Source organism: Amycolatopsis echigonensis (assembly GCF_014174495.1).
Lineage (GTDB): Bacteria > Actinomycetota > Actinomycetes > Mycobacteriales > Pseudonocardiaceae > Amycolatopsis > Amycolatopsis echigonensis.
In genome coordinates this window covers 1-16,787 of sequence record NZ_JACJHR010000043.1, presented here as the reverse complement: position 1 = coordinate 16,787, position 16,787 = coordinate 1, and the positions used below count along the sequence as shown (strand labels likewise).

General features: G+C 69.8%; 16 protein-coding genes. 9 read left to right on the top strand and 7 right to left on the bottom strand.

Going from position 1 to position 16,787, the window contains the following annotated elements; genetic code table 11:
- Positions 1-210: 210 nt before the first annotated feature.
- Positions 211-1,524: a M14 family zinc carboxypeptidase gene (locus tag H5411_RS26860; protein WP_183125408.1), complete on the bottom strand. Its 1,314-nt coding sequence runs from the start codon at positions 1,522-1,524 to the stop codon at positions 211-213.
- Between the two features lie 108 nt (positions 1,525-1,632).
- A complete protein-coding gene (locus H5411_RS49045) occupies positions 1,633-1,953 on the bottom strand; it encodes a hypothetical protein (protein WP_312878625.1) in 321 nt (106 codons plus the stop codon).
- A gap of 22 nt (positions 1,954-1,975) precedes the next feature.
- On the opposite strand from H5411_RS49045, the gene H5411_RS49040 reads away from it, so the two are divergent.
- Positions 1,976-2,371, top strand: coding sequence for a hypothetical protein (locus H5411_RS49040; RefSeq protein ID WP_312878624.1), 396 nt, complete (start codon positions 1,976-1,978; stop codon positions 2,369-2,371).
- 68 nt (positions 2,372-2,439) lie between these two features.
- Here H5411_RS49040 and H5411_RS26850 read toward each other — a convergent pair whose 3' ends face one another.
- Positions 2,440-3,297, bottom strand: a complete 858-nt coding sequence (locus H5411_RS26850; RefSeq protein WP_101438940.1) for an NAD(+)/NADH kinase — start codon at positions 3,295-3,297, stop codon at positions 2,440-2,442.
- 65 nt (positions 3,298-3,362) lie between these two features.
- On the opposite strand from H5411_RS26850, the gene H5411_RS26845 reads away from it, so the two are divergent.
- The 4 genes from H5411_RS26845 to H5411_RS26830 all read left to right on the top strand — a co-directional run bounded on the left by H5411_RS26845 (position 3,363) and on the right by H5411_RS26830 (position 7,492).
- Entirely contained in the window at positions 3,363-4,598 is a 1,236-nt protein-coding gene (locus H5411_RS26845; RefSeq protein ID WP_183125407.1) for an FAD-binding protein, read from the top strand.
- Between the two features lie 151 nt (positions 4,599-4,749).
- Positions 4,750-5,724, top strand: coding sequence for an amino acid ABC transporter permease (locus H5411_RS26840; protein ID WP_183125406.1), 975 nt, complete (start codon positions 4,750-4,752; stop codon positions 5,722-5,724).
- Entirely contained in the window at positions 5,721-6,506 is a 786-nt protein-coding gene (locus H5411_RS26835) for an amino acid ABC transporter ATP-binding protein (protein WP_183125405.1), read from the top strand. Before H5411_RS26840 ends, H5411_RS26835 begins: the two co-directional genes overlap by 4 nt.
- On the top strand, positions 6,503-7,492 hold the full coding sequence (locus tag H5411_RS26830; RefSeq protein ID WP_183125404.1) for a transporter substrate-binding domain-containing protein: 990 nt from the start codon (positions 6,503-6,505) through the stop codon (positions 7,490-7,492). The genes H5411_RS26835 and H5411_RS26830 overlap by 4 nt, the downstream gene beginning before the upstream one ends.
- 50 nt (positions 7,493-7,542) lie before the next feature.
- Here the strand turns inward: H5411_RS26830 and H5411_RS26825 are convergent, their stop codons facing one another.
- Positions 7,543-8,271 (bottom strand): GNAT family N-acetyltransferase, encoded by a 729-nt coding sequence (locus H5411_RS26825; protein ID WP_312878623.1) that lies wholly within the window; start codon positions 8,269-8,271, stop codon positions 7,543-7,545.
- A 23-nt stretch (positions 8,272-8,294) separates the two neighbouring features.
- Positions 8,295-9,644, bottom strand: coding sequence for an aminotransferase class I/II-fold pyridoxal phosphate-dependent enzyme (locus tag H5411_RS26820; protein ID WP_101438934.1), 1,350 nt, complete (start codon positions 9,642-9,644; stop codon positions 8,295-8,297).
- A 378-nt stretch (positions 9,645-10,022) separates the two neighbouring features.
- On the opposite strand from H5411_RS26820, the gene H5411_RS26815 reads away from it, so the two are divergent.
- The gene (locus H5411_RS26815) at positions 10,023-11,225 is read left to right on the top strand and encodes an FAD-dependent oxidoreductase (protein ID WP_101438933.1); all 1,203 of its coding nucleotides are present in this window, start codon (positions 10,023-10,025) and stop codon (positions 11,223-11,225) included.
- 81 nt (positions 11,226-11,306) lie between these two features.
- On the opposite strand, the gene H5411_RS26810 is transcribed toward H5411_RS26815, so the two are convergent.
- A complete protein-coding gene (locus H5411_RS26810) occupies positions 11,307-12,617 on the bottom strand; it encodes a choice-of-anchor A family protein (RefSeq protein WP_312878622.1) in 1,311 nt (436 codons plus the stop codon).
- A 303-nt stretch (positions 12,618-12,920) separates the two neighbouring features.
- Here H5411_RS26810 and H5411_RS26805 point away from each other — a divergent pair, with 303 nt between their 5' ends.
- Both H5411_RS26805 and H5411_RS26800 read left to right on the top strand, forming a co-directional pair.
- Positions 12,921-13,592 carry a FadR/GntR family transcriptional regulator gene (locus H5411_RS26805; RefSeq protein ID WP_101438932.1) on the top strand — a complete coding sequence of 224 codons (672 nt, stop codon included), beginning with the start codon at positions 12,921-12,923 and terminating at the stop codon, positions 13,590-13,592.
- On the top strand, positions 13,589-14,395 hold the full coding sequence (locus H5411_RS26800) for an ABC transporter ATP-binding protein (protein WP_101438931.1): 807 nt from the start codon (positions 13,589-13,591) through the stop codon (positions 14,393-14,395). Before H5411_RS26805 ends, H5411_RS26800 begins: the two co-directional genes overlap by 4 nt.
- Positions 14,396-14,464: 69 nt before the next feature.
- Here H5411_RS26800 and H5411_RS26795 read toward each other — a convergent pair whose 3' ends face one another.
- Positions 14,465-15,688: an MFS transporter gene (locus tag H5411_RS26795; protein WP_101438930.1), complete on the bottom strand. Its 1,224-nt coding sequence runs from the start codon at positions 15,686-15,688 to the stop codon at positions 14,465-14,467.
- 107 nt (positions 15,689-15,795) lie between these two features.
- Here H5411_RS26795 and H5411_RS26790 point away from each other — a divergent pair, with 107 nt between their 5' ends.
- Positions 15,796-16,701, top strand: a complete 906-nt coding sequence (locus H5411_RS26790) for a LysR family transcriptional regulator (RefSeq protein ID WP_101438929.1) — start codon at positions 15,796-15,798, stop codon at positions 16,699-16,701.
- The last annotated feature ends 86 nt before the right edge of the window (positions 16,702-16,787 follow it).

Sequence of the window (16,787 nt, the reverse complement as noted above, 5' to 3'; positions counted from 1 at the left end):
CGCGACGAGATTCCCGGTCCGCGCCGGAACTATGCCTCCCGGAGCCGCGATCCGCCCGCCTCCCTGACACCTCGGCGATCGACGGTTGAGAATCTTCGCGGCGGGGTACTCGGAGCCAGATTGGCCGGGGAACCGGAGCCGCCGACACGGCGAAGACCAGTCACGCGCGCGCAGCAACCCCGGTCCTCCAGCAACGCCGGGCGCGCCGCCTCACTGCCGATAAGGAGCCGCCGCTGATTGGGCTGCGGTGATCAGCGCGCCCTTGTTTTTCGGCCAGAACGTGCTGTCCACGCACGAATACCGCGGCAAGAACCCGCCGCAGCTGCCGCTCTGTGCGCCGACCTCGAAGGTGTAGCTGGCGACCCCCAGCGCGCCGTACGTGAAGTCGTCCGTCGTGCCGCTCGTCGAGTAGCCGACGGTCTCCTCGTTGGTCCCTACCAGGTACCCGTTCGAAGCACTGAACTTCGCACCGAGCTTGCGCAACGCGGCGTCATTCGGCGCGGGGTCGGCGGTGAAGCCCCACGGAACGATGATGTCGTCCCCGTAGCTGTGCAATGTGATCATCGTGCCGCGCGCGGTGTCGGGAGCCGGGTCGTTGTCGTCGCTGCCGCGCTGCTGCGGGTAGATCGCGCGGAAGAATTTCTCCAGCGCCTGGACTTCCGGTTCCGACGCGGCGCCCGTGCCCTGATACGTCTCCGCGCACGGCGAGTTCGAGTCCGCACCCCAGTGGAAGGACGAGTTGCGGTTCAGGTCGATGCCGATGTTCGTCCCGCCGCAATTGCCCCGGCTGGTGTTCGCGTTCTTGCGCTGCAGTTTCGGCGAATTCCCGCCGGACGCGACGATGTCGACGCCGTCCGGGTTCGAGATCGGCACCACCCACACCTCGGTGGTGTCCAAAATGGACTTCGCGGTCGCGTCGCTGCCGTACCCGTCGGCGAGGTAGTCGATCCAGCGCCAGGCGAGTTCCCCGGTCGAGATTTCCCTGGCGTGGATCTGCGCCATCAGCACGAATTTCGGCTTCGGGGAGTTCGTCGACAGCGTGCAGTCGCCGTCCTGTTTCTTCGTCAGGCAGATCGCCTTGAGGTCATGGCCGCCCTTGCCCTGGGCCTTCCGCCACGACTGCCCGAGCGTGTACTCGGTCGCGAGGTCCGGATGCGCCGCCGCGACTTTCGCGAGGTGCGCTTCCTGAGCGGCAACAGTGCGATAGCCGCCGTAGAACGTGTCGCCCGCGGCGCGCGTCGTTACTCCTTTGTAGACAGTGTCGAAGAATTCCGGCGCGTAACCCCGGTTCCGCAACTGCCCGGCCACTGCCTGGTTCCCGATCACGTAGGCCACGCCCGGGCTGGTCCCGGCGACGTCGAACCCGGCGCGCGCCAACGAGGCCGCCTCAGCGGGACCAGCAGGTACGCGCCACGACACCGGGTCGTCCGGCGCGGCGGCGGCTGCGGCCGTCGTGGTGCCGCCGAGCGCGGCCAGCACCCCGACGACGCTGAGAGTGAGCCGGATCGAGAACCTGCCCGCCATCGGAGCTCCTCACGCAGCGAAGGAAGACCACCCGTGCGGAGGGTGACCATTCGGCAGCGCACAGTGTGCCCTTCCGGACGAATCCGGCCCACCTCCGAAAGTCGGGTGTCAGCAGGTGACCGAAACCTTCGCGCCGCGCTCGAACGAAACGTGGACGTGGTCGTCATGGTTCGCGGTCTCGCCGCCGCGGTCCTCCATCGCCGACCAGCCGCTGCCGTCGTTGTAGCGCTGCTGCCAGATCACGTACTTCGCGCCGAGCTCGTGCTGATGCGCGAGAACGTAAGCGGCCAAAGCGTTTCCGGTCTTCGTGTCGACCATGAAGTCCAGCGCGAGACCGGCCGGATGGTCGCTCGCCCCGGACCGCCCGGCCCGGCCGCCGACCGAATCCACCGAGAACTTCTCCTTGAGGAAATTGCCCGCCTGGGCCACCGCGGGCTGCGTACCGGCCAAAGTGGACGAACACGCATTCGCCGACGGGGCTTCCGAACTGTGGGAGGTCGTTGTGCTCGTCGGTGAGGGCGAGGACGTCGTCGCGGAAGCAGCGCTGGAAGACGTCGTGGGCGGCGTCAAGGTCGTCGACGGAACGCTGCTCGCCCGCCGTGGCGCGCTGAACGCGTGCATCTCCGCGGCGGCGGCCGGGACCTGCTCCGGTTCCGCCCCGCCCGCGGTCAGCCACACCGGTGCCGCCAGCGCGCCGACGGCCAGCACGCCCGCCGCGGCCGGCAGCCGCCACGACTTCGATCCGTCCCGATGTCTACCGGACACCTCGCACCACCATCTCCTCGTTCGGGTCCGCCAAGCCGCCACGACATTACGAATAGGACACGGCAATGTCACCGACAAGTGACAGCGGGCACAGCCCGAGCGGGACCACCGCAGGTCAGCGCGCGATTACCAGGGGAACGGGCGGCCTGCTCAGGACAGCGGAATCTCCGCCGAATCGCTGAGCCGCAGCTTGCGCCGGGCGCGCTGGTAGAACGTCGTCATGCCGAGCCGGACCACGCGGGCCGCACCGGGGCGGGCGTGCAGGTCGACCTTTTCGCCAGGCCCCACGTAACCCGCGACCTGCCCGTCGACCTCCACCGCCAGCCGCCCGCTCGACGGCAGCACCTCCAGTGTCACGGTGTCCTGCACCGACAACACCACGCCGCGGCTGTACGCCGAATGCGGCGCGGCAGGCGTGACCAGCAGCGCTTCCACGGCGGGGCTTGTGATCGGCCCTCCGGCGGAGAAGCTGTACGCGGTCGAGCCGGTCGGCGTCGCGACCACGACCGCGTCGGCGGCGTAGCTCACGAACTGTTCACCGTTCACCAGCACCGCGACCACCGCGCTTCCGTCGCCGGGCACGCGCACCACCGCGACGTCGTTGAACGCCGTCTCGATCCGGCCGCCGAACCGCGCGTCCACCGCCAGCCGGGGCTCGACGGTGAACTCCTCGCGGTCGATCGCGGACAGCGCGAGCGGCAGGTCGGGCACGTCGACCTCGGCGAGGAAACCGAGCTTCCCGAGATTGACGCCGAGCACCGGCGCGTGCTGCCCGTCGGCGAGCCGCATCGCGCGCAGCATGGTGCCGTCGCCGCCGAGGCTGACCAGCAGATCCGACCGTTTCCCCAGCTCACCGGGCTGGACGCCGGTCGCCGAACAATCGACCCTGGCGATCTCGTCGACGATGCCGAGGATCTCGATCCCGCGCCCGGAGGCCCAGCCCAGCACCGCGTCGACCGCGGCTTTCGAATCGCGGCGCGGGTGCAGCACGAGTCCAGCGGAATGCATGTCGGGTCTCCTCGCCTCAGCCTGTCCCCAGTCTGCCGCGCCGGGGCCGGTTAGGCTTGGCTCTCGTGATCGAAAACTGGGCAGGCAATCTCACCTACGGCGCACGCGAGATCGTCGCCCCGCGCACCCTCGCCGAGGCGCAGGAGCTCGTCGCGCACGCGACCCGGGTCAAGGCCCTCGGCAGCCGGCACAGCTTCAACACCGTCGCCGACAGCCCGGACGGTCTCCAGCTCGACCTCTCCGCCGTCAACCGCACACCGGAAATCGGGGCCGCGAAGGTCGCCATCGGCGGCGCGACCCGCTACGGCGACGTGGTCGCGCAGCTGCACGAGGCCGGGTACGCCCTGGCCAACCTGGCATCCCTCCCCCACATCAGCGTCGCCGGCAGCGTCGCGACCGGCACCCACGGCTCCGGACAGCGGCTGCCCGGCCTGGCCGCAGCGGTGTCCGCGGTCGAACTTCTCACCGCCGACGGCTCCCTGCGCACCTTCTCCCGTACCGACGCCGAGTTCCCCGGAGTGGTGGTGAACGTCGGCGCGCTCGGCGTCCTCACCCGGCTCACCCTCGACCTCGAGCCGACCTTCTCGGCCCGCCAAGACGTCTTCGACGCTCTCCCGTGGTCCGCGGCCTTGGCGCACTTCGACGAAATCCAGGCGGCGGGCTACAGCGTCAGCCTGTTCACGAACTGGGCGCGCGACGTGGTCGACCAGGTCTTGCTCAAGAACCGCGTCCCGGCGGAGATCCCCGATGCGCTGTTCGGCGCCCTTCCCGCCGACGGTCCGCGCCACCCCGCGCACGCAGCGGGCATTTCGGCGGAAAACACCACGGTGCAAGGCGGAGTTCCCGGACCGTGGTACGCCCGGCTGCCGCATTTCCGCCTGGACTTCGCGCCGAGCGTCGGAGCGGAATTGCAGAGCGAGTACTTCGTGCCGCGCGCACACGCGGCCGCGGCGTTCGAGGCGTTGCGCAGCATCGGCAACCGGATCGCGCCGCTGCTGGTGGTGTCGGAAATCCGCACCGTCGCCGGGGACGAACACTGGCTCAGCCCGGCATACGACGGCGACCGGGTGGCGATCCATTTCACCTGGCAGCAGCGGCAGCCGGAGGTGGAAGCGGTACTGCCGTTGATCGAGGAGAAGCTCGCCCCCTTCGGCGTCCGCGCCCATTGGGGAAAGCTGTTCCACGGCGCGGTTCTGAATCTGGATCACCAAGGGGTGCGGCAGTTCCGGGAACTGGCGGCCGAACTGGACCCGGCCGGGAAGTTCCGGAACCCGTTCCTGGAACGGCACCTGCTCCGCTAGTCCACAGTAGACAGTCAGTAACAAAGCCGGTACAAAACCTCCTTCCGCACCACCGCGCTCACCATGTGGGAGTCCCAAGAGGACACTCGACAGCCGGGAACCCCGCGGGTCACAGTGGCGATCGCCCTCTTCGCGATCCCCAGGAGCCACTGTGAGTTCTCCTCCCACGCTGTGCGCCGTGCCGGTGCCGTCCGCAGGTCCCGAACCGCCCGGCGAAGCGCGGTTGCGCGAGCTGGCCGCGAAGAAAGTCGCCCCGTTGCGCCGTCCTGGCCGGTGGGTCGCGGCGGCGGTCGTGCTCGTGCTGCTCGCCCAATTGGCGCACGCGCTGATCACCAATCCGGTCTTCCAATGGGATGTTTTCGGCTATTGGTTCTTCCGCCCGGTGATCCTCGACGGGCTGCTGCTCACCCTTGAGCTGACCGGCCTGGCCGCCGTGTTCGGGCTCGTCGGCGGCATCGTGCTCGCGCTGCTGCGGCTGTCGAAAAACCCGCTGCTCCAAGCGGTTTCGTGGGCCTACGTGTGGATCTTCCGCTCGATTCCGCTGATCGTGCTGTTGCTGTTCCTGGCCAACGTGACCGCGCTGTACTCGACGCTCAGCCTCGGCATCCCGTTCGGTCCGTCGTTCATCAGCTTCAGTGCCACCGACGTGCTGAGTTTCTTCGTCGTCGCGGTGCTGGGCCTGAGCTTGAACGAAGCCGCGTACGCCGCGGAAATCGTGCGCGCCGGGGTGCTCTCGGTGGACCAAGGCCAGCTCGAAGCAGCAGCCGCGCTGGGACTTCCGCGCTCCCGGCAATACCGGCGGATCATCCTGCCGCAGGCCACCCGCGCCATCGTGCCCGCCTACGCGAATCAGCTGATCGGCCTGCTCAAAGGCACTTCGGTCGTCTACATCACGTCGCTGCTGGAACTGTTCGGCGTAGTCGAAACCCAGGCCAGCACGAACAGCGGGCAAATCATTCCGCTGCTGCTCGTCGGCACGGTCTGGTACATCATTCTCACCAGCGTCCTGTCAGTGATCCAGTATTACGTCGAACGCTTCTTCTCCCGCGGCGCGCTGCGGACCGTGCCGCCGACGCCGTTTCAGCGGTTCCGCGCCCGGTTGCGCGCGCTGGGGGTTGCCCGATGAGCGCCGAAGTCCGCATCCGCGGCGCGGTCAAGACATACGACGGAATCCGCGTGCTCGACGGCATCGACCTCACCGCGCCCAGCGGGCAGGTGACCGTGGTGCTGGGGCCGTCCGGTTCGGGGAAATCGACCTTGTTGCGGACCGTCAACCATCTGGAACGCCTTGACAGCGGCTACGTCAGCATCGACGGCGAACTCGTCGGCGTGCGCGTGCACGGCGACCGTTTCAAGGAACTGAGCGAGCGCGCCATTCTGCGGCAACGGTCCCGGATCGGGTTCGTGTTCCAGAATTTCAACCTTTTCCCGCATCTCACCATCCTCGACAACGTCGTGGAAGCGCCGCTCGTCACGCAACGGCTGCCCCGCGTCGAAGCGGTAACACGGGCGAAGGAACTGCTCGCGCGCGTTGGCCTCGAGGACAAGGCCAGCGCGTATCCGCGGCAACTGTCCGGAGGTCAGCAGCAGCGCGTCGCGATCGCCAGGGCGCTCGCGCTCGAACCGCGGCTGATCCTGCTCGACGAGCCGACGTCCGCGCTCGACCCGGAACTGGTCGGCGAAGTGCTGGCCGTGATCCGCGAGCTGGCCCGGTCCGGCACGACGATGATCGTGGTGACGCACGAGATCGGGTTCGCCCGCGAGATCGCCGACCACGTCGTGTTCCTCGACGAAGGCCGCGTCGTCGAAGAAGGACCGCCGTCAGCCGTCCTCGACCGCCCCCGCCAGGACCGGACCCGAGCCTTCCTCGGGAAAGTCGCCGGCCTCGCAACCTCGGAGAACGCATGAAAACCCGCAAGATCCTGCCCGCCGTCGCCGCGATCGCGCTCCTGGTCGGTGCTTGCGGCGGCAACATCCAGGCGTCGACCAGCGCGAACGGCTCACAGACGGTCTCCGTCGCCGCGAACACCGCGGACGCGCACCCGGTTTCGCTGACCGTGCCCGTCGTCGCCGAGATCCGCGCGCAGCTGCCGAAGAAGTTCCTCGACCGAGGCAAGCTGACGATCGGCGTCGGCGCGCTTCCGTCCGGATTCCCGCCGCTGGCCTACGTCGGCACCGACCAGCGCACCCTCACCGGAGCCGAACCCGACCTCGGCCGTCTCGTCGCCGCGGTGCTGGGCCTCGAACCGGACGTGCAGAACGCTTCGTGGCAGAACCTGTTCGTACGCCTGCAAAGCGGCCAGTTCGACGCCGGATTCTCGAACATCACCGTGACCGAACAACGCAAACAGCAGGGCTTCGACTTCGCCGCCTACCGCGAGGACAACCTCGGTTTCGAGACCAACCGCGCGAACGCGTGGAACTTCGACGGGAACTACGAGGTGCTGGCGGGCAAAACGGTCGCCGTAGACAGCGGAACCAACCAGGAGAAGATCCTGCGGGAATGGCAGCGGAAGCTGGCGGCCGAGGGCAAGAAGCTCGACGTGCGCAATTTCGCCGACAAGAACAGCACGTACCTGGCCCTGGCATCCGGCCGGATCGACGCGTACTTCGCCCCGAACCCGGGCATCGCCTACCACGTCGCGCACACGGCGAAAACCCCGAATCCGACGCGCGGCGCGGGCACGTACTCCGGAGCCGGGGCTGCCTTGCAAGGCCTGATCGCCGCGACGACCAAAAAGGACAATAGCCTGGTGAAACCGGTGGCCGCGGCGATCGATTACCTGATCCAGCACGGCCAGTACGCGAAATGGCTCGCCGCGTACGGGCTGGAGAACGAAGCGGTGAAGAAGGCGGAGGTCAATCCGCCGGGCTTGCCGTTGAGTGATTCCTGAAACGACTCGGGTGCCTGCGCCGGTTCTCGCCGGCGCGGGCACCCGCGCGTTCAAGCCGCTGCCCGCCAGTCGTCCGGAATACGCACCCGGCCGAACGATGTCCTCCTCCGCAGCCGAAACCCCATCCCCTCGTACCGCCGGATCGCGTTCACATTCGCCGCCGCCGCGTGCATGAACGGCGTCTCGCCCCGGTCGCGGATCCCCGCGGCCACCGCGCGCACCAACCGCCCGGCGAGACCGCGGTCGCGATAAGCCGGATCCGTGCACACCGCGCTGATCTCCGTCCAGCCCGGCGGATGCAGCCGCTCCCCCGCCATCGCGACCAGCGCCCCCTCGTGCCGGATGCCGAGATACGTCCCGAGCAGAACCGTGCGGGGCAAGAACGGGCCAGGCTTCGTCCGACCGACCAGATCCAGCATCTCCGGCACGTCAGCCACCGTCAGCCGGACCGCCTCCGGAGCGGACGCGGCGTCGACCCCGGCGTCCACCAGCTGGACCCCGGCCCTCTCCTCCAGCAGCTCCCAGTCCGGCGGAGGCGGTCCGGCCTGCGAAAAGACCGGGACCACCGCGCCCGGACCGGCGAGCGCGGCGACGTCGTCCCACACGTCCGCGGACGGCTCGTCCGGCACCGCGAGAAAGACCGAAACATCCGCCGGGTAGCGCACGGCCTGCCCGGCCCGCTCCGCGAACCCAGCATGGGGTCCGGTCAGCGACGCCCACGCGGCGTTGTCCAAAACAGAGCTGTCCAAAACAGAGCTGCCCGCAACAGAGCTGTCCACACCGCCACTGTCCACACCAGACATCAAGGCCGCCGGGCAGCCCGGGCGATCATCCGGGCCAGGTCCGCCACCAAAGCCGGATCGTCCGGCAACTGCCCCGTCGCCACGCGGATATGCGGAGTCCCCGGATTGCCCGCACGCGTGCCCGACCCGGCGGAAACGCCGTTGGCCGCCAAGGTCATCAATGTCCGCGATTCCTCCGGAACCGGCACCCACAACGTCAGCCCGTCCCGAGCCTGGACCGAAATCCCGTGCTCCCGCAAAGCTTCCGTCAAAGCCGTCCGCCGATGTGCGTACCGATGCCGGGCCCGGTTCAGCAATTCCCCGCTGCCGGGATCAGTCAGCAGAAACGCTTGCGCGTCCTGAAGAATCCGGCTCGACCACACCGACCCCGGGCCGCGCTGCTGCCGCACCCGTTCCACCAGCGCCGCCGAACCGCCGATCACGCAACTGCGCAGTTCAGGCCCGAACGCAGTGCAATACGACCGCACCAGCAATACGCGGCCGGGCAAGTGCGTGCCGAGGCTCAGCGAAGGAGCCGACGCCAACGGCCCGAAATCGTCGTCCTCGATCACCGCGATGTCCTCTTCGGACAGTACCGCGGCGAGTTCCGCGAGGCGGTCCGCCGGAACCGAATGACCCAGCGGCGACTGCGCGCGCGGCTGGTACACAAACGCGACCGGACGATGCTCCAGCGCCGCGGCCAGCGAGGACGGCAGCGGCCCGTCCTCGTCGCAGCGCACCGGCACCACGTGGATCCGCGACCGGCGCAGCAATTCGCGCAGCCACGGCATGGTCGGCGCTTCCAGCGCGATCACGTCGCCCGGCCGCGCGACCGCCTGGCAGGCCAGCACCATCCCGTCCTGCCCGCCGGCCGCGACGGTCCACGATTCGGCGGCGAACGGCCACGTCGGCTTGACCGCGGCGCGCAATTGCGGCGTGATCGAGTTCTTGACCGGACCGCCGAACCGTTCCGAGTGGACTCCGGCCGCGACGGCGTCCTCGAGCGGCGGCAGCAAGCCCGGATCCGGGAGGCCGTGTTCCAGGTCGACCGTCTGCCAGCCGGAAAACGCCCGCTCCGGCGGCGGGCTCGAAGGCGGTTCCAGCACTATCGTGCCGCGCCGCCGGCCAGTGCCGATCAGCCCGGCCGCCCGCAGCTGCGACCACGCCTCGGCGATCGTCGTGGGACTGACCGAAAGCTCCGCGGCCAGCGCCCGCACGGTGGGCAGCCGCGTGCCGGGCGGCACCTCCCCGTCGCGGATCAGGCCGGACACCGTGCCGGCCACGCCCCGCGCCGTGCGCTCGCCGATGCGGGACCCGAGCCAGCCAGCCCCGACCGGCAGCGTCGTCGTCGCGAGTTCGCCCGTGGCCACGCACCGGCTCCCCTCGTCACCCGGAAATCCGAAAACCTCTGACCCGATCAGAAGCTAGAGCGGCAACGGGACGCGGCAAAGGCGTTTCACATCCTGGCGGCCCCGCCCGGTACAAAACGCCCGCTCTCGTCACTCCGGTCCTGGACGACCTCCCGCCGGCGCCCTCTTGCCCTCCGGGACTGGAACAGGCAGGCACCGCCCTGCACGCCGCCGCGACGCGGCCCACAGCTTCGGTACGCACTCGGGAGCGGGCTCGCCGGACTGGAGGCCGCCGCGACAGCACGAGAGTGCAATGACTCACTAAATTGTACCGTTGCACATTTTGCATTGTTCCACTTATGCTGACTCCAGACCACACCGGCACGAGAGGGGACCACCATGAAAGAGACACCACGCATCGCCATCGTCGGAGGCGGCCCGGGCGGGCTGCTCGCCGCGCACGTCCTGCACGGACACGGCATCGCCGCGACTGTGTACGACGCCGACGCCGCCGTGGATTCGCGCGATCCTGGCGGCACGCTCGATCTGCACGCCGACAGCGGGCAGATCGCTTTGGAAGACGCCGGGCTGCTGCCCGCCTTCCGCGCGCTGGCCCGCACCGAGGGCCAAGCCATGACCAGACGCGACCATCGCGGCACCCTGCTGAAGGAGTTCGTCCCCACCGACGACGACACCGCCGCCCCGGAAATCGACCGCGGCCAACTGCGCACCATGCTGTACGAACACCTCGCGCCCGGGACCGTCCGCTGGGGACACAAGCTCACCGAGTTGACCACCGAAAACGGCGTCCACCGCTTGCATTTCGCCCACGGCTCCACAGTGGACGCCGACGTCGTGATCGGCGCGGACGGCACCTGGTCGAAGGTGCGCCGCCGGCTCACCGACGCGATGCCGGACTACCTTGGAGTGTCCTTTTTGGACGTGCGGTACGACGACGTCGAAACCCGGCACCCGGAGGTCGCGGCACTGGTCGGCAACGGGCAGCTGTTCACCACCGACGGCGCGGGCCGGGCGGTGATCGTGCAGCGCAACAGCAACGGGGTGATCCGCGGCTACGTGGCTTTCCGCGCCGAAGAGGACTGGGCCGCGAGGGAAGGCGTCGACCTGGCTGACCGCGCCTCGGTGCGGGGGTTCCTGCTGCGCGAGTTCCGCGGCTGGGGCGCGACAGTGCGTCCGCTGCTGACCGACAACGACGGCGACTACGTGGCGCGCGCGTTCACCGCGCTGCCCGCTCCCCTGACCTGGGAACGGGTCCCGGGCATCACCGTGCTCGGCGACGCCGCGCACGCGATGGCCCCGTTCGGCGGCCACGGCGCGAACCTGGCACTGCTCGACGGTGCCGAGTTGGCGCACGCACTGCACGAGGAGCCGACCGTCGAAGCCGCGTTGGCCCGCTACGAGACAGCGATGTTCGCCCGCACCGGACAGCTCGCCGCCGACGCGAACGAGGCGTTGCGGGGATTCTTCGCCGACCAGCCGGACGGTGCCTCGCGTGACGTGCCCGACCGGGAAGAAGAACTCCGCTCCTACGAGGCCCGAGCCGCCGAGTACCGCGCCTCCCGCACGCCAGCCGCCCGCTAGGCCTTCGGGACCAGCCCGGACTGTCCGTGAAGGACTCCTTGCGGGAATCAGATTCCCTCAAGGAGTCCTTCACGGCTTTCGTCAGGAGCGTTTGCGGCGAACCGCCACTGCCGCCACCAGCGCGCCGCCGATGAGCAGCAACGCAGTGCCCCCGATCAGGTAGCCGCGGAGATCCGTGCCGGTCGAGGCGAGCGGGCCCTGGTCGGACGGACCGGTTCCAGGTGCGACGCCGCCGGAGTTGTCGCTCGTCGTCGTGATCGGCGCCGGGGCCTCGGACGACGAGCTGGACTTCGTCGGGCTCGTGCTGCTTGCCGAGGACGAACTCGTCGGCGCGGTCGAGGAAGACGATTCCGTCGCGCTGGACGACGTCGTGGAGCTGGTCGAGGACGTCGCCGAACTGGACGAGGTCGTGCTGGTCGGCTCAGTCGTGGTGGAGGAAGTCGACGTGGCGCTGGTCGGCGTCGTGGAGGTCGCCGGGGTCGTGCAGTCCGGCAGGTCGCCGGTGAACGGATAGGCGTGGAACTCCTGCCCGCCCGCCGCGCCGTCGGACGTGTGCAGCAGGTTGCCCGCGGTGAAGAACCGGCCGGCCGTGCCCGAGGCGGTGACCGTCGTGTCGCTGGCCGGGTTGCCGACCAGCACGCTGCCCTGGAACTGCGCCTGCCCGGCGATCTTCACCTTCGACGCGTCCGGGAAGTTCCACAGCAGCTTCTCGCGCAGATGGTTGATCGGCTCGCGGTCGGCGAGGTCGCCGCTGTATGTGTTGATCACCCGGCTGCCGCCGACGAGGTTCACGAGAATCGTCGCGCCCGCCGGGATGCCGGCGAACTCCAGGCCCTGCATGCCGCCGCCGGGGCCGGTGAGATCGAAGTCGACGGTGAACACCTGCAGCGCGGACTTCCCGTCGCCGGTGAACAGCGTGCGGTAGCCCTGGTTTTTCGCCGTCCCGGTCGCCGCGGAGTTGCCGTAGCAGGTGCTGGCTTCCCGCAGCTGTGGGCGAAGCTGCTTGTATTGGTCGGCCGCGTTCGGGTCCTGCTTGAGCGTGCCGGTCACGGTCCCGGCAACAGTCCCGCCGTACCGCACGACGCCGCCGTCCGCGAGCAGCCGCTGGTTCGGCGCGACAGTGACGTCCTTGCCGGCGGTGAGGAAATCGGCGCCGTCCGGCGGAGGCACGCGCGAGCCGACGCCCGCGATGCCGACGTTGTAGACCGAGGACGCGCCGGCCCGCTTCGCCAGGTCGAAGCTGCCGAGCACGACGACCCGGCCCTCGGCCTCGGCCGCGCCTTCGCGCACGAGGAAATCGCCGCCGGCGAAGACGTTGATGCCGTTGTCCCGTCCCGCGAACGGCCCGTTGTTGACCGGCGGTATTTGTCGGGACAGGCGTCGCCGACGCACGGGCCCAACCCGCCGGGCAACGGAGCGGCGCTCGCGCCGGGACCGGCCACGAACGCCACCGCACACACCGCCGCGGCGATCGCTCCGCCCGCGACAGCCATTTTGCTGGCACGCATGCGGCCGATCCTTACCCGGACGAGGCACGATAAGGCGCTCGAAACACCGTAACCCACCCGAACGGGTCAGAAATTCTCACACCCCTTAGACAAGTAGACTAGTGACGCTCCACGCTCGACACCGCGCCGGAAGAATGTCCAGCAGTAGCCTCGCTCCCGAAGCCCCGCCCGACCAGAAAGCCTCCCGATGCCCCCTCTCGTGCACCGGCACCCGCTCGCCGCGCAGGCCGCCGAAGTCCTTCTGGAACGCATTCGCTCCGGCGAATGGGGGCTCGGCCACAAATTGCCCGGGGAAACGACTTTGGCCGCGCAACTGGGCGTCGGCCGTTCGACACTGCGCGAAGCGATCCGCGAATTGGCGGGGAAAGGCGTGCTGGATTCCCGCCAGGGCGCCGGGGTTTTCGTGACCGCGCTGGACGTCGCCGAGGATTGGGACGCGGTGCTGCGCCGCTCCGCCATCGGCGCGGTGATCGAGGCGCGCATCGCCATCGAAGCGGAGGCCGCCGCCCTCGCCGCGCACCGGCGGACGCCGACCGACCTGCGCGCGATCCGCCGCGCGCTCGCCGCCCGCGCGATCGGCGACCCGGACGTGGAACTCCTGGTGGACACCGACACCGCGTTCCACCGCACCGTGCTCGTCGCCGCGCACAACGACGTGCTGATCGAATTGTTCGACAGTTTCGTGCCGCGCATCCACCGCGCGATGACGGACCTGCTGCGCGCCCGGCCGATCACCGCGCCCGAGGAGGACCAAGCCGCACATCTGGCGCTCGTCGAAGCGATCGCCGGCAAAGACGCGTCCGCGGCGGCGGAATTGAGCCGGACGCACCTGACCGCCTTGAAGGAGGCACTTTCGTGAGCGAGGTCGTGCTGCGGCTGACCGACGTCGTGTTCCGCAGGCAGGGCAAGGAAATCCTGCACGGCGTGAACCTGACCGTGCGGGCGGGCGAACACTGGGCGCTGCTCGGCCCGAACGGCGCCGGGAAAAGCACGATCCTCGGCTTCTGCGGAGCGGTCACGCATCCGACCACCGGCACCGTCGACGTCCTCGGCGGACGGCTCGGCCGCGTCGAACTCCAGGCGCTGCGCCGCAGCATCGGACACGTCGACCCGCGGCATCCGCTGCGTTCGCCGCTCACCATCCGGGAAGTCGTGCTGACCGGCGTCACCGGGAGCATCGACACGCCGCCGCGCTGGCAGCCCACCCCGGAGCAGCTCGAGCAGGCCGACGAACTCATCGCTCTGCTCGGCCTGGACGGCAAGGCCGGCGAACGCTGGCCGACACTCTCCCAAGGCGAACGCGGCCGCGCCCTGATCGCCCGCGCGCTGATCAGCGACCCCCGGCTGCTGCTGCTCGACGAACCCTCCACCGGCCTGGACGTCGCGGCGCGCGAGCAGTTGCTCGAAACGATCGACCTGCTCACCCGCACGCATCCCCGGCTCGCCTCCATCGTGGTCACCCACCACCTGGAGGAACTGCCGGAAACGACGACCCACGCGCTGCTGATCGCCGACGGCGCGGTCGTTTCGTCGGGCCCGATCGAGCAAGCGGTGACGACGGCCAGCATCAGCCGGGCATTCGGCCACCCGATCCGCGTGGACCGCCACGACGGCCGGTGGAGCGCCCGCGCCGCCCGCACCCGCAGCACTGAAGTCGCCTGAGCCGAGCGGCCATGGCTTCGCCGGTGCGCCCGCACCGCCGAAGCCATGGCGGCTCAAGCGGCAACCGGCTCAAGCTGTCCGCAGCACCCGCCACGCGGAGAACCCCAGCAGCACCAGCTCCGCGGCCGAGAACCCGACCAGCGCGAGCGGGCTCGGCACCCACAGCAGCGTCATGCCCACCAGCAGCACCGGCACCACCAGACCGGCGTAAGCCGCCAGGAAGATCCCCGCCAGCACCTCGCCGCGGGACAGCGGATCGGCCAGCGCGGCCACCGTCCCGACGGCAGCGCGGAACCCGAGCCCCATCCCGCTCCCGGCGATCACCGAACCGGCCAGGAACAGCGCCAGCGACGGCAGCAACGCGGCCACCGACAGCACCGCCAGCCCGAGCGGCATCAGCACGTACCCCAAGCGGAGCTGGGCCCGCGACGCCATCGGCGCGAAGACCACCTGCGCCACCGCCGCCGCGGCCAGCATCGAGCCCGCGGTGACCCCCGCGAGCATCCGGTTGTGCTCGTGCAGCCCTTCGGCCAGAAGGGTCGGCGCGAGCGACATGAACAGCCCGGTGATCGCGAACGCGGCGAACACCCCGATCGCCGCGCCGACGAACGCCGGCCGCGCCCCGGCGGGCAGCGACACCCGCTGCGGCCGGTACGCCGGACGCTCCTCCCGCCGTTCGACGGTCTCCGGCACCAGGCACACCGCGAACGCGGCTGCCAGCAGCACGATCAGGAACACGACGAACGTGCTGGTCAGCGGACCGCCGATGTACTGCGCGAAGACGCCGCCGACCACCGGGCCGAGCCCGAGGCCGCCCATGTTCACCACGGTGGCGATCAGCCCGGAGCGGCCGAGGTCCTGGTCCGGCCGGGACACCGCCCGCAGCTCCGACAGGTGCGCGGTGGCGGTGGCCGTCAGCGCGCCGATGCCCACGCCGCACACGAACCGCGCGATCAGCAGGCCGGGCACCTCCGGCCAGAGCAGGAACAGAACCGCCGACAGGGCCTCGGCGAGCGTCGAAGCGAGGATCACGCGGCGACGGCCGAGCCAGTCGCTGACGTGCCCGGCGAGGTAGAGGCTGGCCATCACGCCGACCGCGTACGCCGCGAAGATCACGGTGACCAGAAACGTCGGAAACCCGTCCCGCCGCTGGTAAAGCGCGTACAGCGGGGTGGGCACGGTGGAGAACGCGAGGCACGCGGCGAACGCGAAAGCGATGACCCGGAATCCCCAGCCGTGGCTGACGCGCCATCCGGCCGGGGCGGTGGAAGCGGGCGGAGCTGTGGTGACCATGTCGACCTTCCGAGCGGGAACCTACCTCTGCAACGATCCCTCGCCCCACTCATCATGTCCAACGAAAAGTGCTGGTCAGAGTTATCGTGCTTGGCGATAATTAAGACATGGAGACGAGGCAGTTGGAGTACTTCGTGGCGGTCGCCGAGGAGCTGAGCTTCACGCGGGCGGCGCAGCGGCTGTTCGCCACGCAGTCCACGGTCTCGGCGACGATCCGCGCGCTGGAGACCGACCTCGGCGCGACCCTGTTCGACCGGTCTACCCGCCGGGTCGCGCTGTCAACCGCGGGCGCGCTCTTCCTGCCCGAGGCGAAGGCGGCGCTGGAATCGGTGGAGCGGGCCCGCGAGGTGGTGCAGCAGGCGTCCGCCGGTCTCCGCGGGAGCCTCCGGATCGGCACGCTGACCAGCATGAACGCATTCGATCTGCCGGTGCTGCTCGGCGCGTTCCACCGCAGGCACCCGCTGGTCGACCTGCACCTGACGGTGTCCCTCACCGGCTCCACCGGCCTCGCCGACGACGTCCGCCACGGCCGGCTCGACGTCGCGCTTCTCGGCCTGTCCCGGGCAGAACTGGGCGGTCTCGACGCGACGCAGCTGGCCAGCGTGCCGTACTACGCCGTGCTGCCGGACAGCCATCCGCTCGCCGCGCGAGAGTCCGTCACGCTGCCGGAGCTGGACGGCGAACTGTTCGTCGACTGCCCGCGCGGCTTCGGGAACCGGCTGGCGGTCGACCGGGAATTCGCCGCGCGCGGGCTTTCGCGCCGGGTGACCGCCGATATCGCCGACCTGCGGGCGGTGCCGCGCTACGTCGCCGCCGGACTCGGCGTCGCGGTCCTGCCCGGCACTGCCCGGCTGACCATCCCGGGCGTCGTGGCGCTCCCCCTCGCCGAAACCTCGCTGACCTGGCCGCTCTCCGTCGTCGTCTCCGCGAAGCGGCCGGCGTCGCAGGCCCTGCGGACGCTGCTGGAACTGTTCGTCACTGCCGCGGCGGAGGGAGATATTACGGAGTTCTGACCGGGCCCCGGGCGACCGGAATAGCGGCCGGTGCCGCAGCGTCTTCCTGTACACGGATACACCGATGGAGAGCAGGGGAAATGACG